The sequence below is a fragment of the Synechococcus sp. BIOS-E4-1 genome (assembly GCF_014279995.1).
Classification (GTDB): domain Bacteria; phylum Cyanobacteriota; class Cyanobacteriia; order PCC-6307; family Cyanobiaceae; genus Synechococcus_C.
The window spans coordinates 107,042-129,350 of sequence record NZ_CP047935.1; the positions used below are offsets into that span (position 1 = coordinate 107,042).

Below are 22,309 nucleotides of genomic sequence, written 5' to 3' on the forward strand. Positions count from 1 at the left end.
TGCTTACCAAAAGTAGAAATAGAAGCTCGGTTCAAGTGATGTCTATTCGCATGGCTATACAACTGTAAAAAATAGAACTTTTGAATCATAATTCCTCGCAATCTGTAGAAAACGGTATGGCTTATGCGTATTAGGTTTTACTTGTTGATCTCCTCAAAGTCTAGAGATGCTTGCTTTAAGAAGTTGCTATCATGTAATTACAGAAACGAGCTAAGATGTAATTGGCTTATTTTTGTTCTCAAGAAATTTCTCTTTATGGCCAAAAGACAAAAGATATTCTGAACTCATTAAGAGTGGCTTATTTATTTGTAGTGCATATATTGAAGAAAATGGTCTGTTGTTTGTTGGTAGTTAAAGCTATTTTTGGCTCATGCTTCTTCGTAACTATTTTTTCCATCCTATCACCTTCGGATTTCTTTGTCGGCGATTGGATGCATGCTGATGAATGATTTTTGTCATTGCATTTTTGGGTGATTTGCTTTATCGACTTCTCCTGCGTGCATCAAAGCTCAGACTGAAGACTGACATGATTAATGCCATCATTGTTTTTTGATGTCATTTGTGTGATCTTGTCGATAACTTCAATGGTTGATTTTAGAGCAGGTTACGTAGCGCCAGTGTTTTGTTTAGTGTGAATTCAATGTTCGTTCGCTTTTGTTAGATTGTTGTTGGAGCGCACAATCTCTCTTTGCTGAACGATCGCTGCCCGAAATTTATAGATTTGACCGTCTTTGAAGACTTCAGTTCAGCTTTAGGCTGCAATTAGAAACGCTAAATCTACGCATGGTTATAATAGGCAGCGAGGTTCTGAATCTATGGATATAGCAGCTTTTCAATTACAAAAAAAAGACCCCGCATTCGCGGAGTCTTGATGTTATCGATAATGATCGGATAATCAGACGAAATCAGCTGCTGTAACTGAAGTTGCAGCCGCCTGTGCTGTGGCGAACGAACCTGTTGTCCCAATTTGGACAATGAAATCAGCCGCACCAGCAGCCCGAGAACCAAACAAGTAACCTGTCCAGGAGGTACCAGAACCAACTGCTAGGAGGCTGGCAGAATCATTTACGTTGTTGAGGTTCGCAGCTCTGTCGTAAGCAGCAGCGAAGTTTGCAAAACCAGCAAGATCGGTCGCATTAGCAGTATTGTTAATGGCCCGCGCCATAGTCAATCCTGCAGCACTCGTTGCAATCCTGTCGGTTGCCGAGAAGAAGTCTGCAAGAACATCAACGGAGCTGTTGGTATTAGCTGAAGCACCGTTAATACTCTGGCCAACAGTGGCGTAGTTGAAGGTGTCAACTCCACCTCCACCAGTCAGAACGTCAGCGTTAGCACGACCTGTGATGACATCACTACCTTCTCCGCCGTTGATGTTGTCAGCAGCAGCGGCACCGGTGAGTGCGTCAACACCATCTCCACCATTGATAGTGGCACTGGAAGTAGTACCTACATTCATTGTGATGGTGTCATTGCCATCACCACCTTCGATAGTATTTCCCCCGAGGAAGCGGTTTGCTGCTCCTTCGACTAGAGAGTCATCGCCTGTGCCTAACAGCCAAGAATTGGAAGCTGAAGTTCCACCAACGAAACGAAGGGTGTCATCACCTTGACCGCCGCCAATGGTTCCCCCAGCAGCAGCTCCAATAACATCTATGTTGTCGTCACCTTTGTTGCCGTTGAAGAGAGTTCCAGTTGAGTTGCCAATATTGAGGGTGTCATCACCTTGACCACCATGCACTGTGGAATTTGCTGCGGCAATGCCCGCAGCTTGGCTTGCAAAAATGTCGTCGCCCTTATTCCCGGAATAATAGACGCCAACATGGTTTACCTGGTTGTTTAAGATGGCAAATGTATCGTTGCCATCTCCGCCTCTCATAGAGCCGTTAGAGAAGGTGCCAGTTGTCAGGGCATTTACGTTGTTAAACGCGATGAAGTCATTGGCCTTTTCGGCGCCAAGGAAAAAGTCAGAAGCATTTCCCTCGAAAACGATGTTATCGATCGCGTCAGAACCCACATAGGTTGCGCCGACCGAGTCTGAGCCGCCGGGGCCGGGAAGAGTTGTGAAAGAAGCCAAGGTTCCTCAAGAAAAGAGAAGAGTCGTAGGAAGTCTAAGAACTCGTCGAGAACTGTCAACTCCATCCCGAAAATAATATCCGGATGGTCTGCAGATTGAGCAAGACGTGGCCAGTCTCGGCAGTGGCACGTGCTTTCAGGCTGCCTGCGCTGCAAGGGATGTCACTACTCAATTTAACACTCATGCGGGCCGTGTGCATGTCAGCAGTTGCAAACTTGTTATCTCCGGCGTTGAGAATTGAGCTCGTCTTCAAATTTGCCCAACAGGGTCTGCTTTGAGGTCACTTTGCCCAGATTGACGTTGGCGTTCACGCTGTAGCCCGCTTGTAGAGGCAGCTGCTGACTGTTATTGAGCTTGAACTGCTCACTGGCCACCTGGATGAGCCCTGAGTTGTTGTGGTCAAAATGGTCTGCGCTTGGGTATGGCGGCCGCGTCGTTTGTCAGACACATCCAGTTACTAGTCAGTTTTCCCGTCGGTGGGCGACCAGTTGCCGTACAGAATTAATGACGTGCTTGAGGATCTCAAGGCAGACCTGAGCAGGGTCAGATCGAACACCAATGCTCTGGCCTCAATCGCGTGTGGATCGATCTCTGTGGTGATTGGCAGAACGATCACCTAACCGAATTTACGTATGAGGCTTATTACCTGTGGTCGAGACGATGCCCAACAGCCAACCATCACACCATGATCTCGTCGATGTTCATGCTTCAGCTCGCAGCAGCCGCTTCAACAACCGCCGCAGTTTCCATATGGGGGAGCTGGCCATCAGCTTGTTCAGCTCTTCAGTGGTTGTGATCAGCTGCTGATTGGTCGCCTCCGCAGATTCAAGTTGTTGGATGTAGCGATCGAGATTCACCTGGGCGCATTGCAGTTGTTCGTCTTGCTGACGCAACCGTGCCGCAAGCAGAGCAGTTGCCTGTTCGAATGTTTCAGTCTGAGGCTTCAGCACGCTGATGGCTGCTGGGCCTGTTGTTGAGCCAGTGCCTGGGTTCTCGCAAAACAGTTGCCAGTAATGGCCTGAGGCTTCGCAGGCATGGGCCACCACCCGTTCCATGGCATGCAAGCTGCTGCCGTCGATCGGCAGTGGTTCCGGAGGGAGTTCTTGTAGTGACTGAAAGCACTGAGTTAAGGGGGCTAGGGCTGCGGGGCGCGCCCAGAACATTCCACCTGCTGGAAACATCAAAACAGCATCGCGATGAAGGCGTTGATCGAGCGGCTTCAGCAGTTGATGTGCCAACTCGAAATTGTTCCCCCAGTTCAGGTAAGGGCGGATCAGCTCAGGGGGTTGCGGCATGACCACACCCATCTTTGGAACGTTGTGGAACTGTTGGCGAAGAGCCAGCACGGTGTTTGCGTCAGGAAGCAGTCGCTTCAGCAGTTGTGCAAGCCAGGCTTCTCCGAAGTCGGTTTCAAGCGAGCGTTTCCCGTGCAGATGCAGCACGAGTGCTTCCTGCCTCAGCTCGGGCCAGAGATGTTGCAACAGTGGCCCGAGGTTGCGGCCGCGATTGGGGCAAACCCTCACGTCAGTGGATCTGGCTTGTTCAGCGATTGGGCTTTGCCGAAGTGTTGCAGTGATGGAGTCAGCTTTGGCTGAACTGTCCGTGCTGATCCAGAGCCGCAGGTCTTCAAGTCCCGACTGACAAGCGCTCAGGGCGCCAAGCAGCGTTGGCAGGGTTTCGAGGTAGTGCACATGCAGATGCACTGCCAAAGGTGGCAGGGGGCTTTTGTCTGTTTCAGGCTCACTGTTTCTCCCTTTGTGCGTTGGTTCTGATTGCTGTTGCAGTCTCCAATCCAAGCGCTGCTCGAGTCCTGGTGATGGCACGAGGGTGGGCATCCCATTGGGATGCATGATGTTCAGTTCGAGATCTCCGCAGGCAATTGAGCTGAGCATTAGAGCGATGCCTGCTGCAGTGTTGGAGCTCCGGCGCTGAGATCGCAGAGGCCAAAGCCTTTCACTGGTTGCTCAGTGGTGATGCGCAGTGCACAGGCATCGACGACGCGATGCAGGAAGTCGCCGGGGCGATCGCTGGGCCAGATCCCGCCTCCGATGAAGTACAAACCCGGCAGCAGGCCGCCGTTGAAGTGAAACGTCATGCTGAAGGTGTCGCCTGCGGCGCAGGTCGGCCCCTGGTGCTGCTGACCGGTGATGCGAATGCCTGTCTGGTTGGCAATGTTGCAGGCAAGACGAAGATCTTTTTGGGGTTCGTCGGCTCGGTAGGAGAAGCGCAGGCTGAACCTTTCTCCAACGGGGATCAGATTGGCCGCATTCCCATCTTGATTGAGCACTTCCACAGCTTCGATGCGAATGCCGCGGGCGTCGTAGCTCACGCTCGAGCTGGGCACCAGGTTGGCGTCATGCTCCGCGTTGCTGAGATCAGGCGACTCTGTTTTAGGCCCAGGGCTGTTGCCTTCATCGAGTCGATCCGCGGCCTGGGCCAGTAGGGAGCTCCACTCATCAGCTGGTGCGTTGTTGAGCCGTTGGTAGGTGCTGGTGATCAGTTTGGGCGACCCCATCAGCTTGAGTTCTCCGCCGCTGAGCAGCAGTGCCTGGTCGCAGTGTTGAAGGATCTGCGGACAGCTGTGGGTGACGAGCAGGATCGATGTGCCGTTGGCCTTGAGTTGCTCCAGGTGGGTGTAGCACTTCTTCTGGAACATCTCATCGCCAACTGCCAGGGCTTCATCCACCACCAGAAGATCAGGCTGAACATGCGCTTGAACTGAAAAAGCCAGGCGCACAGCCATGCCACTGGAATAGGTCTTCACAGGTTGATGGATGAAATCACCGATCCCCGCAAACTCAAGAATCGTGTCCAGCCGTGCATTGATCTCGCTTTTTGTGAGCCCTAACAGGGTGCCGTTGAGGTAAACATTCTCCAGGCCCGTGAATTCTGGATTGAAGCCACTACCCAGCTCAAGCAGAGCTCCGATGCGGCCTTCAACCCACACCCTGCCCGTTGTTGGCGTGAGCGTGCCACAGATCAACTGGAGCAATGTGCTTTTGCCAGATCCATTGCGCCCAACAACACCGAGAGTTTGCCCGCGTTTGAGCTGAAAACTCACGTGCTCCAAGGCCCAAAATGGACGATACAGCTGTTTTCGCTTTCCCCAGATCGCTTGCAGCAGTCGATCGCGAGGATGCTCATAGATGGGATAGAGCTTGCCGAGCTCTTCCACTTCAAGGGCCAGATCAGAGCACATCGGCAAACCCCCGGCGAGCTTTGCAGAAGAATCTGTAGCTGAATTCACAGACCCCCAGCATCAGCACTGAGCCAAACAAGACATAACTCAGGCTCGGCATGTCTCCCTGCACCAAAACGCGCCTGCTTTGTTCGATCACCACAACGAGTGGGTTCAGTCCCATCAATGTTTGCAATCTGGGAGGCAGGGCTGACAGCGGGTAAAACACAGCGCTGAGAAACATCAGCATGCTGACGGCGACACCCATCAGTTGCTCCAGGTCGCGCAGAAAAACTCCTAGTGCTGATAACAACCAGCTCATCGACAAACAACCAAGCACAAAGGGCAACCAGACAATCGGAAGCAGCACGATGGTGAGCGGCACCTCTCGAACAGCGATGAGCTCGAAAATAATGAGTACCAGGGTGCTGGTAAACGCGTGAAAGAGAGCGGCGGCGACTGATACGGCACCCAGTGATTCCAAGGGAAAAATCACTTTGGTGACGTAATTCACATTCTTGAGAATCAGTGTTGGTGCCTGTGTGGCGCATTCGGCAAAGAGGCTGAATGTGATCAGCCCGGCAAACAAATTGATGGCAAACCCGAATGATCCTGCTTGTTCCAGATCGCCCCAGCGTGCTTTGAACACGGTGGAGAACACAAAGGTGTACACCGCCAACATCATCAATGGAGTCAACAGACTCCATCCCCAGCCGAGAATTGAACCGCGATAACGGCCAGCGATTTCGCGCTCACTTAGGCGCAGCCATAATTCTCGATGATGCAGAAGACTCCTGGCAAAACTCAGGCCGCGTGGATGCCGTGACTTGGACCGGATGTGTTCTGCTTGGCTCATGTGTCCTCACGATCACCAAGAAATTCAAGGATCTCTCGGTCCTTGAGATTCTGGGATTCTCCAGGTTGCACCTCACTGATCGGCCGACCCGTTGAGATGGCTTTCAGGCATGCCTGGAGCGTGCTCACCTGGTTTTCCAGTTGATCGATCCGTTCCATCAGATTGCGGATCACGTTGGCCTCGGCGTCTGGCAGTGCTGAGTGGGCCAAAGGATTGATGCGCACGCCGCTTTGATGAATCACGCGTCCGGGGATGCCGACCACCGTGCAGTTCGCTTCCACATCACGCACCACCACAGAGCCAGCTCCGACCCTTGTATTGCTGCCCACCGTGATGGCACCAAGCACTTTGGCGCCCGCGCCAATCACCACATTGCTGCACAGTGTGGGATGACGTTTGCCGCTTGCTTTTCCGGTGCCTCCAAGGGTGACTCCCTGGTAGAGCAGGCAGCGGTTTCCCACTTCCGCTGTTTCACCGATCACCACCCCCATCCCGTGGTCGATGAACACTCCGCTGCCGATCTGGGCTCCTGGATGGATCTCGATTCCTGTCAGGCCTCTGCCCAGTTGGCTGAGCAATCTGGACGCAAGCTTGAGCGGCAAGCGTGAGTGCCACATGCGGTGGCTGAGGCGGTGCAGGGTCAGGGCCTGAAACCCTGGATAGCAGAGCAGGATCTCGAGGGCGCCGCGGGCTGCAGGGTCGCGTTCACGGATGAGGGCCAGGTCGGCTCGGATCGACTTGAACATGACTCGGTCCGGACCGCACGCTTGCCTGGTTCAGGCATCATCACCCGTCGCCGGCACCGGTTGGGCTGGCTAGTTGAGTTGCAGGCCGATTTCCTTGCGCAGCAGTTCGATCGTGTCTCCACTGAGATAGCTCTCTGCGCAATGCAACTGAGGCATGCGCATCAGCTGGGATCGGTTCTGGCGCAGGCTCTGCTCAACCAGAGGCATGCTGGGGCGATCGCAGAGCACATGGCTGGAGGCTCGGAGCAGGGCCAGCAGTCGGCTGCCTACATCAGGAGTGGCCGTCATCAGCAGCAGCTCGTTGCCGCGCATGCTGTGAAGGATCACTTCCGCAGCCCGCAGGATGCCGGGGCTGATGCTCACGAGCCCCACGCAGCTTCCCTGTCGCAGCTCCTTGAGCATGGCCAGCTCCTCTCGGAAGTCATTGAGGTCCACGGCCACGGCACGCACCCCATGCCGCTTCGCCAGTTCCTCCACTGGTTGAAGGAAATAGCGGCTGGTCACAACGGTGCCGTTGCTGGCGCTTTCCAGAACGCTTTCCAGTTCTTCCATCGGCACCACTTCCACCGGTACATCGAGGCAGGGTTCGAGTTCTTCAGCGATGAGCATCGAAGCACCGATGTCTTCCCGCGGGGTGCTGACGAGAACCCTGGCGCCGCAACGCAGGCGCCAGTCAATCTCCCGGGTCAGCAGATCCCTGGTCTGCTGCAGGGTGCAGCCCGCATTCAACAGGCCATCCACACACTTGCGCACTTCTCGGTCCACATCGGTGACCCCGCGGTTGCGCATGTTGGTGGGTGTGCGCAGTTCTCTTGGCTTTTGCTGATCACGCACGTATATGCCGGAGCCGGCCATGGCTTCCACCACGCCATCGGTCTCCAGTTGGCGATACACCTTGCTGATGGTGTTGCGGTGCAATCCCGTCTGCATGGCCAGCTGCCGTGTGCTGGGCAGTCGGTGACCCGGCGGGTAGTGCCGTGCTGCGATTGCGAAACAGATTTGGTTGTAAAGCTGGGTTGAAGCCGGTATGTCGCTTTCCTGTTGGATGTGGAATCGCACGCCGGTGGGCCAGATCAAGATGCGGCCACCTTAAAGACTGATTGGCTCGGTGACAATTGCTGGTGTGGTTGGTGTCCCTATGCCAGTTCTGTTTCGCTGATCAATGTCTGCTTGTGAGTGCCTTTCACACAAGCTTCTTGCGTCTCAGAGGTGTGGGCTTCAGTCCCTTTCAAGAGCTCACTCAAGCTTCTTGCTCGTTCGCTGAGGGTCTCTCAACCCAGTTTGAGCTGACCTCCAGCCAGCTGATTGGAGTTTTGAAAGGGTTTGCTGGACAGTTGTTTGGATCGGTTGCCGCCAACTCTCCGGCTGGGGATCAAGACAGCCTGTCAAGACAGAGTGAACTGCGCTCATGGAGGAATGCCACGGCTCAGACGCCCTGGTTCCAGACACAATTTCAGCTGTAAGCGTTAGTGCAAGCTCTCGGAGCTTGTCGCTGGTTCAACCGTTCGTTCCTGGTTTGCTGATCTGCCGCGCTGCCGCCGTGCGCGGCGGTGCAGTGATCGTGCGTACCGCTTTGTTAGCCGCTTCTTCCTTTTCGTCTTGCTTGGCTAGAGGCGTCTTGCGCGGCGTGAGGAACATGATCATGTTGCGACCCTCGCGTTTGGGAGGCTGCTGGATCTCGGCTGGCTCCTCAAGATCCTTGGCCATCCGCCTGAGCAGAACCTCAGCAAGGGCGGTGTGTTGGATCTCGCGGCCGCGAAAGATCACAGTGCATTTCACCTTGTCGCCGGCCTTGAGAAAACGCTGAGCCTGGCCGATCCGCACGTCGTAATCGTGCTGATCGATTTTGTATCGCATCTTGACTTCTTTAACTTCGGTCTGATGCGATTTTTTCTTGGCTTCCTTGGCCTTTTTCTCCTGTTCGAATTTGTACTTGCCGTAATCCATGATCCGGCAAACCGGCGGATCAGCTTTTTCGCTGACCAGAACAAGATCCAGTTCCCGTTCTTTGGCCACTGATAGAGCTTCTTCCCGATCAATCACTCCAAGTTGAGTGCCGTCTGCATCCACCACACGCAGCTGTGGGTAGTTGATGCGATCGTTGATGTTGGGGAGCTCCCTGACAGGAGCACGGCGGTCAAAACGGGGACGTGGTGGCATTCAGTGATGAAGAGGCTGCCGGAGAACAAATGGGCCCGGCGGGGTTTCAATGCTCACCCTAGACCGGCTTCGATCAGCTGACTGGCTTCCTTGAACGGATCGGTATCACTGAGCCAGTGAGGCTGGTGTTGACGTCTGAACCAGGTGCGCTGGCGCTTGGCGAACTGTTGCGTGCGCTTGGTGGTTTGTGCGATGGCGCCAGTTCGATCGAGCTGCCCTTCCAGCACCTGCAGTGCTTCGCCATAGCCGATGGTTTGCAGCAACGGCAGGTCAGCTCCGTAGCGCTCTTTCAGTTGCTGGGTTTCTTCAATCAACCCCAGTGCGTAGAGCTGTTCGGTGCGCTGGCTGATGCGCTGGCGCAGATTGGCTGGATTGAGGCCGAGTTCGAGCACACGCCAGGGAGGTGGGCTGGCACTGGTCTGCGAGCTCATCGTCCTGCCCGTGGCATACAGCACCTCCAGGGCGCGTTGGGTGCGGACTGCATCCGCCGCGGCGATTCGGCGACCTGCCTCAGGGTCTGCGTCCATCATCAGTTGATGACAGGTTTCCTGGCCTAGCTGAGCAAGTTGCTGACGCAGTGCCGGCTGAGGTGAAACCGAGGGTGGCTTCAGCCCAGCGGTGAGTGCTTTGAGATAAAGGCCGCTTCCACCCACCAGCAAAGCCGCAGCCCGTTGTTCCAGGTTGCGGTTCACCGCTGTCAGGGCCTCGTCCTGAAACTCGCGCAGGGTGATTGGCTGATCAGGTCGGCGCAGGTCCAGCAGGTGATGGGGTACCCGTGCTCTCTGCTCTGTGGTCGGCTTGGCCGTGCCCACCGTCATGTCTTTGTAGAGCTGCCGTGAATCAACATTCACAATCTCCAGCTCAAAGCGTTCCGCCAGCTCGAGGGCCAGAGCCGTTTTGCCACTGGCGGTGGGTCCCAGCAGCACCACCACCAGTGGTGGAAGCTGCGCTGATCCTGGCGCTGCCGGTGGGCTGTGTTCAGACATGAAGCGGAATAGGGGGTGGACCCCCTGAAAAAATGACGTCTCAGAGGCCTCTGCAAGCGCCTCTGGCATGCCGGTGGTAGATTCAGCCTGACAAGAAGCCTGGCCGACCCAGATCGCATGAGCGAAGCCGAGAAGGTAGAGAACGCCTATGGCGCTGAACAGATTCAGGTGCTGGAAGGTCTTGAACCCGTTCGCAAGCGCCCGGGCATGTTCGTCGGCTCAACGGGGACCAGGGGCCTTCATCACCTGGTTTATGAGGTGGTTGACAATTCAGTTGACGAGGCTTTGGCAGGCCATTGCAATGAAATTCTGGTTGTAATAAACGAAGATGGCTCAGTATCTACCACTGACAACGGACGAGGTATTCCCACAGATGTTCACCCCCGCACCGGCAAGAGCGCTTTAGAAACAGTTCTCACGGTGTTGCATGCTGGCGGAAAGTTCGGAACAGGTGGATACAAGGTTTCAGGAGGTTTGCATGGTGTTGGCGTGTCGGTGGTCAACGCCCTGAGCGAATGGCTGGAGGTCACTGTTCGCCGTCAGGGCAGTGTGCATCGTCAGCGCTTTGAGCGTGGCGCTCCCATCGGCAGTCTTGAGTCTGAAGATCAGCCCGCCTCTGAGAAGGGACTGACCGGTACCAGTGTGCGCTTCAAGCCCGACATTGAAATTTTCACTGGTGGTATCGAGTTCGATTACGCAACACTCTCGGCTCGTCTGCGTGAACTCGCCTATCTCAACGGAGGAGTGAAAATTGTCTTCCGCGATGAGCGAGAGTCTGCTCGCGATGCCGAAGGCCAACCTCACGAAGAAATTTATTTCTATGAGGGCGGCATCAAAGAATACGTTGCTTATATGAATGCTGAAAAAGATGCATTGCATCCCGAAATTATTTATGTGAATGCCGAAAAGGATGGTGTTTCGATTGAAGCAGCATTGCAGTGGTGCGTTGACGCTTATTCCGACAGCATTCTTGGATTCGCCAACAATATCCGTACTGTGGATGGTGGCACCCACATCGAAGGTCTGAAGACTGTTCTGACTCGAACACTTAATACGTTTGCGCGTAAGCGAGGTAAACGTAAAGAGGCAGATAGCAATCTTGCCGGCGAGAATATTCGTGAGGGTTTAACAGCAGTGTTGTCGGTCAAGGTGCCCGAGCCTGAATTTGAAGGACAGACCAAAACCAAGCTGGGCAATACGGAAGTTCGCGGCATTGTTGACAATCTCGTCGGTGAGGCACTGAGTCAGTACCTGGAATTCAATCCGGGGGTGATCGATATGATCCTCGAGAAGGCGATCCAGGCCTTCAATGCAGCGGAAGCTGCTCGACGCGCTCGCGAACTGGTGCGGCGTAAAAGCGTCTTAGAAAGTTCAACCTTGCCTGGCAAGCTTGCCGACTGCAGTTCCCGCGATCCTGCTGAATCCGAGATCTATATCGTTGAGGGAGATTCTGCTGGTGGTTCCGCCAAGCAGGGTCGTGATCGTCGTTTCCAGGCAATCCTGCCCTTGAGAGGCAAGATCCTCAATATCGAGAAGACTGATGACGCCAAGATTTATAAAAACACTGAAATTCAGGCCTTGATTACTGCCCTGGGTCTGGGCATTAAAGGTGAAGATTTTGATGCCAAAAATCTGCGTTATCACCGGGTTGTGATCATGACAGACGCTGATGTTGACGGCGCCCATATCCGCACCCTGATCTTGACTTTCTTCTATCGATACCAGAAGGAGTTAGTGGAAGGTGGATATATTTATATTGCCTGCCCTCCCTTGTACAAAGTTGAGCGCGGCAAAAAACATTCTTATTGCTACAACGAGCAGCAATTGCAAAAAACGTTGGATGGTTTTGGCGAAAAAGCCAATTACAACATCCAACGATTTAAGGGTCTTGGCGAAATGATGCCTCAGCAGCTTTGGGAAACCACGATGGATCCTTCTACGCGCACGATGAAGCGCGTGGAAGTTCAAGATGCCTTGGAAGCAGATCGCATCTTCACAATTTTGATGGGCGACAAAGTGGCGCCCAGGCGTGAATTCATCGAAACCCACAGTGCTGAGCTCGATATGTCAGCACTCGACATCTGATGAATCACTCCACAACGGTGGTGCTGCGTTGGAGCTGGTTGCTTGTCGTTTCGTTGTTTGGTCCTGTCGCTTTGCCGGCAGGTGGAGCGGAGCGACGCTTACCCCAGGTTCGACGCCAGCAGGGCAGTGGCCCTCTGCTCAGTGGCAGTGATTGTGTGCTCCATTCCAGTCCGCTGGTAGCAGCTCCTGCTTTGCGGCGACTTGAGATCGGGACCCCGTTGCAATTGTTGCGTCGTTGGCGCAGTGAGGATGGCAGTGATTGGATCCAGGTGAAGGTCACCTCTGGACCTGTGCCCAGTGATTCTCTAGAGCAGCAGCGAGGTTGGATTCATCACTGACTTCAGTTCTTATCAGGCCCTGATGGTTGGGCTGGGTGCCATTCCTGGAGCCTGGTTGCGCCTGAGGGTGGTCAACCACTTTGAACCGTTGGTTCCGCGCAAACACTGGGGAACTTTTGTGGTAAATCTCGTGGCTGCGTTCGCCCTGGGTCTAGTGCTCGGTTTAGAGCGTGCGGGTCGTTGCGACAGTTCCGCAGGTTCCACTGCGCTGATCTTGCTGGTTGGAACGGGTTTTTTTGGCAGTTTGAGCACCTTTTCCACTTTTGCGGTGGAGGTTCTTGCCACCTTGCGTGAACATCGCTGGGGCGAAGCTGTGCTGCTCACCGCTGGCTCGGTGATTGCTGGTCTGTTAGTGGCTGCTGCAGGTTTCAGTTTGGGACTCGTCGATGCCTGAACAGTCACCTTCTCTGCGTACGGAGCTGCAGGAGCTGATGTTGGTTGCGGTCGGTGCAGTCCCAGGGGCGTTGCTGCGCTGGCAGTTTGAAGTGCTTTTGCAAGACCGAGATGTGCTGGTCAACGTGGTCGGTTCTCTGATCTTGGGCCTGTTGCTGGGCTTGCCGTATCGGCCCAGGGTTCAGCTGCTGGTTGGGATTGGTTTCTGCGGTTCGTTGACCACCTTCAGCAGCTGGATGGTGAGCAGCGTGGATCTGATTTATTCGGGTCAGACGCTTGCGGCCTTTGGGCTGATTGGCATGACCCTGGGGCTGGGCCTTGGTGGCGCAGCCCTTGGTTTGTGGATCGGCCGCAGGGTCTATGCGCTGGCGATCAAGCCTTCAGCGCCGCCTCGATAGCGCTACTGAGTTCAGCATCTTCTGGAGCAATGCCGCTCTTGTATCGATTGAGAACGGTACCGTCCTTGCCGACAAGGAATTTTTCGAAATTCCAGGCCACATCTCCCGCAGGTTCTGACTGATTGAGTGTGGTGTAAGGCTCCGTGGTGCTGCCTGTGGCATGCACCTTGTCGAACAATTCGAAGCTGGCGCCGTAGGTGGTTGAGCAGAAGCTCTTGATTTCATCCAGGCTGCCGGGCTCCTGGGCTCCGAAGTCGTTGCAGGGAAATCCCAGAACGCAAAGGCCCTCTGTGCCGTACTTGTCTTGCAGGGCCTGGAGACCGGCATATTGCTTGGTGAAGCCGCAGCGGCTGGCCACGTTCACGATCAGCAGCACCTTGCCCGCGTAGGCGCCAAGTGATTTTTCGCTGCCGTCTGGGGTGCGCACGGAAACGCTGCTGATGCTGGGAGCCATGGCTTTGGATGAGGATTGGCGCAGACGATAACTGGCTTGCATCGGCATACACTTGAGTGCGCTGGGCACGGGGCATGGATCAGGCACCGGATTCCAGTGAAAGCCTCGCTTTGAGCGATGTTCCTTCCCATCAGAAGGTCGTGGAAGTGGTCGCTCGCCAGTTGGAGTCAATGCTGAGTGTGGGCAATTACGACGGAGTCAAGATTCTTCTGGCACCAGTCCAGCCCGTGGATGTGGCTGAGGCGATTGGCAGCCTGCCCCGCACGATGCAGGCCCTGGCGTTTCGTTTGCTCGGCAAAGATGAGGCGATCGAGGTTTATGAGTATCTAGAGCCGCCCATCCAGCAGAGCTTGCTGGAGCGCTTGCGTTCCGGTGAGGTGCTGGAGCTGGTGGAGGAGATGTCTCCCGATGATCGGGTACGGCTGTTTGATGAACTGCCTGCCAAGGTGGTGCGTCGACTGTTGACGGAGCTCAGTCCGGTGGAGCGCCGTGTGACTGCTCAGCTGCTGGGTTACGCCAGCGAAACGGCTGGTCGTCTGATGACAACCGAATACATCGATTTAAAGGAGTTTCAAAGCGCGGCCCAGGCACTCACGATCGTGAGACGCCGCGCCCGCGAGACGGAAACGATCTACAGCCTTTATGTCACGGATGGGCAGCGCCATCTCACTGGGATCCTGTCGCTGCGGGACCTCGTCACAGCAGACCCCGAGGACCGGATTGGCGATGTCATGACCAGGGATGTCGTGAGCGTGAACACCGATACCGATCAGGAGGAAGTTGCCCGTGCTATTCAGCGTTACGACTTTCTGGCTGTGCCGGTCGTGGACCGGGAGCGCCGTCTGGTGGGCATCGTCACCGTGGATGACGTGATCGATGTGATCGAGCAGGAGGCCACCCGCGATCTTTACGCCGCAGGTGCAGTGGAGGCCGGTGATGAGGACGATTATTTCCAGAGCAATCTGTTCACCGTCGCTCGACGCCGGGTTGTTTGGCTGTCGGTGTTGGTTGTGGCCAGCTTTGTCACTTCAGAGGTGATTGCTCTCAATGAAGAGGTGCTCAAGCAGGTCGTGCTTCTTGCGGCGTTCATTCCGCTGTTGGCAGGAACCGGCGGCAATGTCGGTGCCCAGAGTTCCACCGTGGTCATCCGGGGCTTGAGCACGCAGAGCATCACCTCCCTTGGCCAGTTCAGGGCTGTTGCGCGCGAAGCGACCGCAGGGCTTTTGCTGGGACTGTTGATGATGCTGTTGGTGGTTCCTTTTGCTTGGTGGCGTGGTCAAAGCCCGCTGGTGGGGTTGTCGGTGGGGACAAGTCTGTTGGCCATCACAACCTTGGCTGCAACGGCCGGTGCTGCGTTCCCTCTGCTGTTCAACCGTCTGGGCTGGGATCCGGCGCTCATGTCCACGCCGTTCATCACCACCTGCACTGATGTAGTGGGCACTCTGATTTATCTAAAAACCGCTGCGTGGCTCTTGCTCAACATGCCCCAGCTGCTCACAACCACAGGTATTTCTACCCAATTACTCGTTGCAGCCCATTTCTGAGAGGACGTTTACGTTTCTTAGGAGTACGCTTTACACAACTCAATGAAGCGTCATGGCACCTGCTATCGCCGCTGCGCCCGTAGCGACTCCTCTCAAAGCTGTTCCTTCAAAAGCAGCACCCTCCAAGGCTTCTGTCGGTAAGCCTGTAGCTGTTCGTTCAGCAGGTGCCGACGTTGACCTGGTGCGTTCCTACTTGCGGGACATCGGACGTGTGCCGCTGCTGAGCCATCAGCAGGAGATCACGCTGGGGCGTCAGGTGCAGGAATTGATGGATCTGGAAGCCCAGGAAGCGGAGCTGAGCGATCAACGCGGCGGAGAGACTGTGCCGGCGGCGGAGCTGGCCAAGGCAGCAGGACTGAGTGCAGCGCAACTGAAGCGCAAGCTTCAGGCTGGTCGCCGCGCCAAGGAACGGATGGTGGCGGCGAATCTGCGACTGGTGGTGAGTGTGGCCAAGAAGTACACCAAGCGGAATATGGAACTGCTGGATCTGATCCAGGAGGGAACGATCGGCCTGGTGCGTGGTGTGGAGAAGTTCGACCCGACCCGTGGCTACAAGTTCAGCACCTATGCGTACTGGTGGATCCGTCAGGGGATCACGCGTGCGATTGCGGAGAAGAGCCGGACGATCCGTTTGCCGATCCACATCACGGAGATGCTGAACAAGCTGAAGAAAGGTCAGCGTGAATTGAGTCAGGAGCTTGGCCGGACGCCATCGGTGACGGAACTGGCTGGATTTGTGGAGCTGCCTGAGGAGGAGGTGAAGGATTTGATGTGCCGTGCGCGTCAGCCTGTGAGCCTGGAGATGAAGGTGGGCGATGGCGATGACACCGAACTGCTGGACTTGTTGGCGGGTGATGGCGAACTGCCGAGTGAGCAGGTGGAAGGCGAGTGCCTGAAGGGAGATCTGGGCGATCTGCTGGGCCAGCTGCCGGAACTGCAGGAGCGTGTGTTGCGGATGCGCTACGGGATGGACGGCGAGGATCCGATGAGCCTCACCGGCATCGGTCGGGTAATCGGAATTAGCCGCGATCGGGTCCGCAATCTGGAGCGGGATGGTCTGGCGGGTTTGCGTCGACTCAGCGATCAGGTTGAGGCATACGTTGCCTGTTAAAAAATTCCGGTTAGTGCGATTCTGGGTCGGCTTGTAAAAGCCGTTTATCCCAATGCCAAGCCATCGCAGCAATGTCAATCAAGACTTGTTGAGCAGAATTCCTCGAACGGGTTTAAGGATTCTGGACATTGGTTGTGGTGACGGATCGCTCGGGTTGGCTTTTAAATCGTTCAAGCCAACTTCATTATATGTTGGAGTTGAATTTGCTCCGGAAAACGTTCAAGTAGCAAGCCAGAGCTTAGATCAAGTAATTTGTGGGGATATTGAAGATTTAAATCTAAGTATTCCATTGATTAATGATAAAAAATATGACTGCATTATTTATAATAATGTGCTCGAGCATTTAAAAGAACCATGGTCTGTTCTTGAAAGTCATCTGGACCTTCTTGCTGATGAAGGAACAATTCTCGCTTGTGTTCCCAATGTTCAGCATTGGAGTGTTCTGGCGGATTTATTGAATGGTAACCGGCCCTTGAGTGATCAAGGTCTGTTCGGCAGAACTCACTTGAGTTGGTTCACGCGCAATACAATTCTGGAACGGTTTCGATCGCTAAATCTTTCCATTTATGAGCTTTACCCCAGAATTTTTGATCTCGATCAATCCAAAGAATTTGTTTCAAAGCTTTTACCTGCTTTGAACAATCTTGAGTTAGAACCCCAAGTCGTCCATGCGGGCATGGCCCCGTTGCAATATGTGGTTACCGCAGGCCGCTTGCCAAAAATTCCGCTGTTTGTAGAGGGCTTCAGTACTCTTCAGCCCACATCAATGGCGGAAGTTCGCCTGGCTCAGCCTCTGCGTTCTCTTTGCAGCTGTCCCGGTGTGCAGGCAACAGTTCATATGAATCAAATGCAGTTGCCTTCAAATGCTGGACATGTGAAACGTATTCTGATCTGGCAACGACCAATTTTTCGTTTGCGGCAGTTTGATTTTGACAATATACAAAAATTACTCAAAAGTGATTATATCTTGGTCATTGATTGGGATGATGATCCAGATCATTGGCCAGTTCTTGCTCAAGATAACTATGTTAGTTTCCAAATGGTGCATGCTGTTCAGGTCTCCAAGCCTGAACTTGCTGAAATGATAAAAAAATGGAATCCCAATGTGGCTGTTTTCCCCAATATGATTGAACGTTTGGCGCCTTTGGCGTCGCCTGGCGTGAAGAGGGCTGGTTCGGGTCTGAGAATGTTTTTTGGAGCCCTTAATCGTGAAAATGATTGGGAGCCGCTCATCGAAGATTTGAATAAAGTTTTGAGTTCAGATCATGATTTTTGGAGCGTTTCTGTTGTTCACGACAGGAAATTCTATGATTCGCTTGAATTGCCCAATTCTCGAAAGTCTTTTGTTCCTATTTGCCCTCATTCCACCTATATAGAAGAGATGTCGCGCTGTGATTTTGTTTTTTTACCCTTGCTCGATAATCGTTTTAATCAGTTTAAATCTGATCTCAAAGCCTTAGAAGCAGCTGCAAATGGCCTGGCGGTCTTGGCAAGCCCTGTCGTCTATCAATCTTCCGTGCGGCCTGGTATTACAGGTGAATTGTTTGATTCACCTAGTCAAATGGTTGCGCATCTTTCAGCTTGGAGACGAAATCCTGATCTCGTCAAAAAAATGGGTTTCAATGGTCGTAGGTGGGTTGCAGAAGAACGGATGTTTGCCTATCAAGTGGCTGAACGTGAAGCCTGGTACCGCCAGCTTGCCGATCGGCAGCAGCAGCTCAATCAAGAGTTGCTCGCGAGAGTTCCTCAATTGAAGGCCTCAATATCTTCTTGAGGGCAGTATTCACTCGATCTGGTGCTTCATCGTGAGGACAATGACCTGCCCCGTCGATGATCTTTAATGATTGAACGCAACTAAATGTTTTAGTCCAGCGTTCAGCCTCTGCGAGTGGTTCCCAGGGATCTTTTTCTCCCCAGATCAGATGCACAGGAATAGGTAGGTTTGTCATGAGCTCGGGTGCTAAGTAGTCATCAAACAGATTGATGAAACCTCGGAAAGCTTCCGCTGCTCCAGAGCGTTGCGTTGGCTGGTACAGAAGCTCAACGAGCTGATCGTCCACGTTGTCGCCACTGGGGTAAGCCTGTTTCAAAACACTTCTGATCACTCTTGGGCGTGCAGCATTGCGGAATAAGGCTGTGCTCAGCCAGCGTTGGCTGACCAGTGTCTTCAAGAGCGGCCTGATCCAGGCCATCCAGGCTGGTTGGTTTGCCAGTTGCTTGTCGTCCATCAGCCGTTGAGCGCAGTCGATCAGCACCACTCCTTTGCATTGCTCTTCAAGCAGTTGCGCGGCGCGTAAGCACACGACTCCGCCAATCGAGTTGCCGACCAAAAGCACCGGACCTTGCACCACTGCCTTGCAGAAGTCGGCAACCTGCTTGCCCCAGAGATCGAAGCTATAAACGAGGGCTTGACTGTGATCTGCTTGGTCTAGAGCAGGTTGTTCGCCTGCCAGCAGTGCCTGAGGCTGGCTGCTGCCGCCAAAGCCAATCAGGTCAAGGGCATAGGAAGGGGTTTGTTGCCCCAGCACAGGCAGATTGTGACGCCAGTGATTGCTGCTGGCGCCGAAGCCGTGCACCAGGACGACAGAGGGAACAGTGCTGTTCTGCTTGTGCTCTGAAGTGTCTGCATAGCACTGCCAGGCCACCTCAAGGCTGCTGCCGTCGGCTTGTTTCCAGGTCCAGATTGATTCAGCTGGCACCAGCGATTGATGCGTCGTCGCTGCCATCCTGCTGCTTTTGCTTGAACAACCGTGCCTCCAGACCTTTGATCACAACATAAAAGGGTGGCACCACACCCAGAGACAGCACTGTGGCAACCAATAGGCCACCGAAAATCACAGTTCCAAGCGACTGCTGACTGTGAGAGCCGGCTCCATTGGCCACCACCAGTGGAAGAAAACCGGCGAGGGCCGCGATCGCTGTCATCAGGATCGGACGAAGACGCGATTCAGCAGATTCGATGACCGCTTCAACAGCAGACTTGCCCTGTTGAAGTCGCTGTTCGGCGACCTCAACGATCAAAATTCCGTTTTTGGCGGCCAGGCCGATCAGGGTCACAAGCCCAACCTGCGCGTAAATATTGAGATCAATCGAGCGCATACTCAGGAAAGCCAGCGCTCCGAGCATCGCCAGAGGAACCGTCGCCAGGATGATCACTGGGGTCACGTAGCTTTCGTACTGGGCTGAAAGCACGAGGTAAACGAACAGCAGGCCGAGTCCAAAGACCACCAGGCTGGCGTTTCCGGAGGAGAGTTGAAGTGCTGCGAGACCAGTAAAAGCAGAACCGATGTTGGTGAAATTTTCCTGCTTGAAGATCTGCTGCATGGTGTCAAGCGCCTGACCGCTGCTCTTGCCGGCGGCCTCAGAACCCTGAATCAGAATCGATCGGTATAGGTTGTAGTGATTGATCACAGGTGGGGCGCTGCTGAGATCGATGCTGGCGAACTGGGAGACCTGCACCAGGTTTCCTTCTCTGTCGTGAACGTAGATATCAAGAATGTCGTCGAAGTTCTTACGCTGATCAGGAGTTCCCTGCACATAGATGTTGCGGACTTGTCCGCTTTCGTAGGTGATTCCTGAGTAGTTGCCACCAGTCACAATTGCGATGGTGTTCATTGCCTCCTGGTAGTCGACGTTGAGTGCACCCATCACATCGCGGTCAATCGACAGACCGACGGCGGGAGAACTGGGATTGAACTGGGTGAAAACGCTGGAGAAATCACCGCTGGCATTGGCTGTCTTGATCAGCTTTCCTGCCATCTCGGAGAACTCGTTGAAACCGAAGGTGCCATTGCTGAGATCGTTGAACTGGAAATAGAAACCACCCGATGGAGAAAATCCAGGAACTGCCGGTGGCGCGATGGCAATGGCAAGACCGCTGCTCAGTTCGATCAACTGCGCATTCAGACGTTCAATAATCGCGTCGGCACTGTCCTTGGAGTTTCTTCGCTCCGAGATAGGTTTGAAACCATAGAAAAACAGACCTTGATCGGGACTTGAACCGTTGAAGCCAGCCCCGTTGATCACTGATGCGTTTTCAATGTCATCTTCTTTTCGGAGAATTTCAGCAATCTGAATGCCGACCTTTTGGGTCTCGACCAGGGATGCACCGTTCTGCAACTGGAAAATACCCATCCCATACCCCTGGTCTTCTTCAGGAATGAATGCACCCGGGATGGCGTTGAAGGCCAGCAGAGTCAGCACCATGCCGGCCACCAGAACTGTCATCACAAGTTTTCTGGCTTTGATCAACTGTTGAAGAAGATTGGCGTAAGCCTTTTGAAGTCGACCAAATCCGGCATTGAAGCTTTCGAAAATCCGGGATAGATTGGCGCCGGCGAAGCCACCAATCAGTACTCCGGCGACATAAGTCCAGCTCCCGAAGGAATTGGCACTGAATTTGCCGAAGGCCAGCCCGACGATCACTCCGGCGACGATCCAGCCCCAGCCCTTCGGTTGTCTCGGCTGCTCTTTTGGAAGGATCAGACCCGAAAGCATGGGTGAAAAGGTGAGGGCATTGAACGCAGAGATTCCGATCGAGAAAGCGATTGTTAAAGCAAATTGTTTATAGATGATGCCGATACTGCCTGGATAGAAGGCCACGGGAACGAACACGGCCATCAACACCAGGGCTGTTGCCACCAATGCACCAAACAGCTCCCCCATGCACTCCATCGCTGCCTGTCGGGGCCGCATTCCCTTTTCGATGTTGCTTGAGACCGCTTCGATGACAACGATGGCGTCGTCCACGACCAAACCGGTGGCAAGCACTAGGCCGAGCAGAGTCAACTGATTGATTGAAAAGCCGAAGGCCTTCAGAAAGCCAAAAGCGCCCACCAGTGAAATCGGGATGGCGAGGCTGGGAACGATGGTTGCCCTCCAGTTTTGAAGGAAAAGAAACAGAATCACCAGCACCAGGATGATGGCCAGGCCAAGCGCATCGATCACACCTTCAACGGAGGCTTCAATGAACTGGCCGATGTCGTAGATCTGATCGACCCTCACGCCCGGAGGAACAGTTGCAGCGAATTTGTTCATCTGTTCAACGACAGCCTTGGAGACGTCCAGGGCATTGCTGGTTGGCGTCTGAAACACGGCCACGGTGAGAGCTGGTTGGCTTTTTTTGTCGGTGGCCTGAATGGTGTAAGTGTTGGTCCCGTAGCGCACCTCTCCGACATCACGGAGCTTGAGAAGATTTCCGGTTTCTGTACGGCTAATGATCAGATTCTCGAACTGTTCAATCGTGATCAGATTGCCGTTGTCCTCAACCAGGATTGGATAGGTGAATGTCTGATCGCCGGAGGCTGGCGGTCCTCCGATGAGTCCGCCGATCGCCACACTGTTTTGTGCCTTCACCGCCGAAATCACATCCTCGGAAGTCAGCCCGTTGGCGGTCAATTTGTCTGGATCCACAAACAGCCAGAAGGCAGGAGTGGCTCCGCCGTAGACGGTCACCGTCGCCACGCCTTCGACTCTGGAAAGGGGGTAATAAAGCTGCTCGTAGATCAGGCCATTGAGATAACTGATATCGAACTGGCCTTCGGTCGAACCCACCTGGTAAGCCAAAAGAATGGAGGGGGTGCTCTGCTTCACAGAGACACCTGTGTCAGACACCTGTTTCGGTAGCTGGGGCAGCGCCAGGCTCACCCTGTTCTGAACATTGACTTGGTCGATATCGATATCTGTTGTTTCATCGAAATAGACACTGATCGAGCTGTTTCCCTCCATGTCGCTGTTGGAGGTGATGTAACTGACCCCGGGCGTGCCGTTGATTTGTTGCTCCAGTGGATTGGTGACTGCCTGCTCGGTCACCTCCGCATTGGCACCGCTGTATCCAGAGCTGACCTGGATCACTGGGTTGGCAATGTTCGGCAGGCTGGCGATCGGAAGCGTAGGGATGCTGATCACACCCACCAGCACGATCAGAATGCTGCAGACCGTTGTCAGAACCGGCCGTTTAATGAACTTGTCTGAGAAGGACATCGCT

Annotated in this window: 18 protein-coding genes and 1 pseudogene; 7 read left to right on the forward strand and 12 right to left on the reverse strand. The window is 54.2% G+C overall.

The genetic code is table 11. The features are described 5' to 3' along the window. Positions 1-895: 895 nt before the first annotated feature. The 9 genes and pseudogenes from SynBIOSE41_RS00505 to miaA all read right to left on the reverse strand — a co-directional run bounded on the left by SynBIOSE41_RS00505 (position 896) and on the right by miaA (position 10,000). Positions 896-2,074, reverse strand: a complete 1,179-nt coding sequence (locus tag SynBIOSE41_RS00505; RefSeq protein WP_186539224.1) for a calcium-binding protein — start codon at positions 2,072-2,074, stop codon at positions 896-898. 218 nt (positions 2,075-2,292) lie between these two features. Then, complete coding sequence (locus SynBIOSE41_RS00510; RefSeq protein ID WP_186539225.1) at positions 2,293-2,448, reverse strand: hypothetical protein; 156 nt, start codon at positions 2,446-2,448, stop codon at positions 2,293-2,295. 327 nt (positions 2,449-2,775) lie between these two features. After that, positions 2,776-3,966, reverse strand: coding sequence for a rhamnan synthesis F family protein (locus SynBIOSE41_RS00515; RefSeq protein ID WP_186539226.1), 1,191 nt, complete (start codon positions 3,964-3,966; stop codon positions 2,776-2,778). Further along, a complete protein-coding gene (locus SynBIOSE41_RS00520; RefSeq protein WP_222930561.1) occupies positions 3,966-5,321 on the reverse strand; it encodes an ABC transporter ATP-binding protein in 1,356 nt (451 codons plus the stop codon). The genes SynBIOSE41_RS00515 and SynBIOSE41_RS00520 overlap by 1 nt, the downstream gene beginning before the upstream one ends. Further along, on the reverse strand, positions 5,263-6,108 hold the full coding sequence (locus tag SynBIOSE41_RS00525) for an ABC transporter permease (RefSeq protein ID WP_186539228.1): 846 nt from the start codon (positions 6,106-6,108) through the stop codon (positions 5,263-5,265). Before SynBIOSE41_RS00525 ends, SynBIOSE41_RS00520 begins: the two co-directional genes overlap by 59 nt. After that, a pseudogene (gene cysE, locus SynBIOSE41_RS00530) lies at positions 6,105-6,860 on the reverse strand (serine O-acetyltransferase); the annotation flags it as partial. The gene SynBIOSE41_RS00525 and the pseudogene cysE, both read right to left, overlap by 4 nt. Before the next feature lie 63 nt (positions 6,861-6,923). Then, positions 6,924-7,913 (reverse strand): GntR family transcriptional regulator, encoded by a 990-nt coding sequence (locus SynBIOSE41_RS00535; RefSeq protein ID WP_186540623.1) that lies wholly within the window; start codon positions 7,911-7,913, stop codon positions 6,924-6,926. 438 nt (positions 7,914-8,351) lie between these two features. Further along, positions 8,352-9,014, reverse strand: a complete 663-nt coding sequence (infC, locus tag SynBIOSE41_RS00540; RefSeq protein WP_066911332.1) for a translation initiation factor IF-3 — start codon at positions 9,012-9,014, stop codon at positions 8,352-8,354. A gap of 53 nt (positions 9,015-9,067) precedes the next feature. Then, positions 9,068-10,000, reverse strand: a complete 933-nt coding sequence (gene miaA / locus SynBIOSE41_RS00545) for a tRNA (adenosine(37)-N6)-dimethylallyltransferase MiaA (protein ID WP_255476078.1) — start codon at positions 9,998-10,000, stop codon at positions 9,068-9,070. A gap of 117 nt (positions 10,001-10,117) precedes the next feature. Between miaA and gyrB the strand changes: the two genes are divergently transcribed. Genes gyrB through SynBIOSE41_RS00565 form a run of 4 tightly spaced genes read left to right on the forward strand, consistent with a single transcriptional unit; the run spans position 10,118 to position 13,214 of the window. After that, positions 10,118-12,085, forward strand: coding sequence for a DNA topoisomerase (ATP-hydrolyzing) subunit B (gene gyrB / locus SynBIOSE41_RS00550; RefSeq protein WP_186539231.1), 1,968 nt, complete (start codon positions 10,118-10,120; stop codon positions 12,083-12,085). Continuing rightward, positions 12,085-12,423, forward strand: a complete 339-nt coding sequence (locus tag SynBIOSE41_RS00555) for an SH3 domain-containing protein (protein ID WP_186539232.1) — start codon at positions 12,085-12,087, stop codon at positions 12,421-12,423. The genes gyrB and SynBIOSE41_RS00555 overlap by 1 nt, the downstream gene beginning before the upstream one ends. Before the next feature lie 22 nt (positions 12,424-12,445). After that, complete coding sequence (locus SynBIOSE41_RS00560; RefSeq protein ID WP_186539233.1) at positions 12,446-12,817, forward strand: CrcB family protein; 372 nt, start codon at positions 12,446-12,448, stop codon at positions 12,815-12,817. Continuing rightward, positions 12,810-13,214, forward strand: a complete 405-nt coding sequence (locus SynBIOSE41_RS00565; protein ID WP_114990274.1) for a CrcB family protein — start codon at positions 12,810-12,812, stop codon at positions 13,212-13,214. The genes SynBIOSE41_RS00560 and SynBIOSE41_RS00565 overlap by 8 nt, the downstream gene beginning before the upstream one ends. Here SynBIOSE41_RS00565 and SynBIOSE41_RS00570 read toward each other — a convergent pair. Next, complete coding sequence (locus SynBIOSE41_RS00570; protein ID WP_186539234.1) at positions 13,189-13,668, reverse strand: glutathione peroxidase; 480 nt, start codon at positions 13,666-13,668, stop codon at positions 13,189-13,191. The two genes, SynBIOSE41_RS00565 and SynBIOSE41_RS00570, sit on opposite strands and share 26 nt — an antisense overlap. A gap of 74 nt (positions 13,669-13,742) precedes the next feature. On the opposite strand from SynBIOSE41_RS00570, the gene mgtE reads away from it, so the two are divergent. From mgtE to SynBIOSE41_RS00585, 3 genes are read left to right on the forward strand one after another with little or no spacing between them, the layout of a single operon-like run. Beyond that, positions 13,743-15,212 (forward strand): magnesium transporter, encoded by a 1,470-nt coding sequence (mgtE, locus tag SynBIOSE41_RS00575; RefSeq protein ID WP_186540624.1) that lies wholly within the window; start codon positions 13,743-13,745, stop codon positions 15,210-15,212. Positions 15,213-15,264: 52 nt separating this feature from the next. Then, the gene (locus SynBIOSE41_RS00580) at positions 15,265-16,323 is read left to right on the forward strand and encodes an RpoD/SigA family RNA polymerase sigma factor (protein ID WP_255475882.1); all 1,059 of its coding nucleotides are present in this window, start codon (positions 15,265-15,267) and stop codon (positions 16,321-16,323) included. A 52-nt stretch (positions 16,324-16,375) separates the two neighbouring features. Beyond that, entirely contained in the window at positions 16,376-18,097 is a 1,722-nt protein-coding gene (locus SynBIOSE41_RS00585; protein WP_186539235.1) for a methyltransferase domain-containing protein, read from the forward strand. Here the strand turns inward: SynBIOSE41_RS00585 and SynBIOSE41_RS00590 are convergent. Both SynBIOSE41_RS00590 and SynBIOSE41_RS00595 read right to left on the reverse strand, forming a co-directional pair. Next, positions 18,042-19,049, reverse strand: a complete 1,008-nt coding sequence (locus SynBIOSE41_RS00590) for an alpha/beta fold hydrolase (RefSeq protein WP_186539236.1) — start codon at positions 19,047-19,049, stop codon at positions 18,042-18,044. The genes SynBIOSE41_RS00585 and SynBIOSE41_RS00590 overlap by 56 nt on opposite strands. Then, entirely contained in the window at positions 19,012-22,305 is a 3,294-nt protein-coding gene (locus SynBIOSE41_RS00595) for an efflux RND transporter permease subunit (RefSeq protein ID WP_186539237.1), read from the reverse strand. Before SynBIOSE41_RS00595 ends, SynBIOSE41_RS00590 begins: the two co-directional genes overlap by 38 nt. Positions 22,306-22,309: the final 4 nt, after the last annotated feature.

What these genes read in the sequence shown, in the direction of transcription:
- SynBIOSE41_RS00555 (WP_186539232.1), top strand. Translation starts at nt 12,085, where the DNA reads ATGAATCACTCCACAACGGTGGTGCTGCGTTGGAGCTGGTTGCTTGTC.
- SynBIOSE41_RS00595 (WP_186539237.1), bottom strand. Translation starts at nt 22,305, where the DNA reads ATGTCCTTCTCAGACAAGTTCATTAAACGGCCGGTTCTGACAACGGTC.
- SynBIOSE41_RS00590 (WP_186539236.1), bottom strand. Translation starts at nt 19,049, where the DNA reads ATGGCAGCGACGACGCATCAATCGCTGGTGCCAGCTGAATCAATCTGG.
- infC (WP_066911332.1), bottom strand. Translation starts at nt 9,014, where the DNA reads ATGCCACCACGTCCCCGTTTTGACCGCCGTGCTCCTGTCAGGGAGCTC.
- SynBIOSE41_RS00560 (WP_186539233.1), top strand. Translation starts at nt 12,446, where the DNA reads ATGGTTGGGCTGGGTGCCATTCCTGGAGCCTGGTTGCGCCTGAGGGTG.
- SynBIOSE41_RS00515 (WP_186539226.1), bottom strand. Translation starts at nt 3,966, where the DNA reads ATGCTCAGCTCAATTGCCTGCGGAGATCTCGAACTGAACATCATGCAT.
- SynBIOSE41_RS00525 (WP_186539228.1), bottom strand. Translation starts at nt 6,108, where the DNA reads ATGAGCCAAGCAGAACACATCCGGTCCAAGTCACGGCATCCACGCGGC.
- SynBIOSE41_RS00565 (WP_114990274.1), top strand. Translation starts at nt 12,810, where the DNA reads ATGCCTGAACAGTCACCTTCTCTGCGTACGGAGCTGCAGGAGCTGATG.
- miaA (WP_255476078.1), bottom strand. Translation starts at nt 10,000, where the DNA reads ATGTCTGAACACAGCCCACCGGCAGCGCCAGGATCAGCGCAGCTTCCA.
- gyrB (WP_186539231.1), top strand. Translation starts at nt 10,118, where the DNA reads ATGAGCGAAGCCGAGAAGGTAGAGAACGCCTATGGCGCTGAACAGATT.
- SynBIOSE41_RS00580 (WP_255475882.1), top strand. Translation starts at nt 15,265, where the DNA reads ATGGCACCTGCTATCGCCGCTGCGCCCGTAGCGACTCCTCTCAAAGCT.
- SynBIOSE41_RS00585 (WP_186539235.1), top strand. Translation starts at nt 16,376, where the DNA reads ATGCCAAGCCATCGCAGCAATGTCAATCAAGACTTGTTGAGCAGAATT.
- SynBIOSE41_RS00570 (WP_186539234.1), bottom strand. Translation starts at nt 13,668, where the DNA reads ATGGCTCCCAGCATCAGCAGCGTTTCCGTGCGCACCCCAGACGGCAGC.
- mgtE (WP_186540624.1), top strand. Translation starts at nt 13,743, where the DNA reads ATGGATCAGGCACCGGATTCCAGTGAAAGCCTCGCTTTGAGCGATGTT.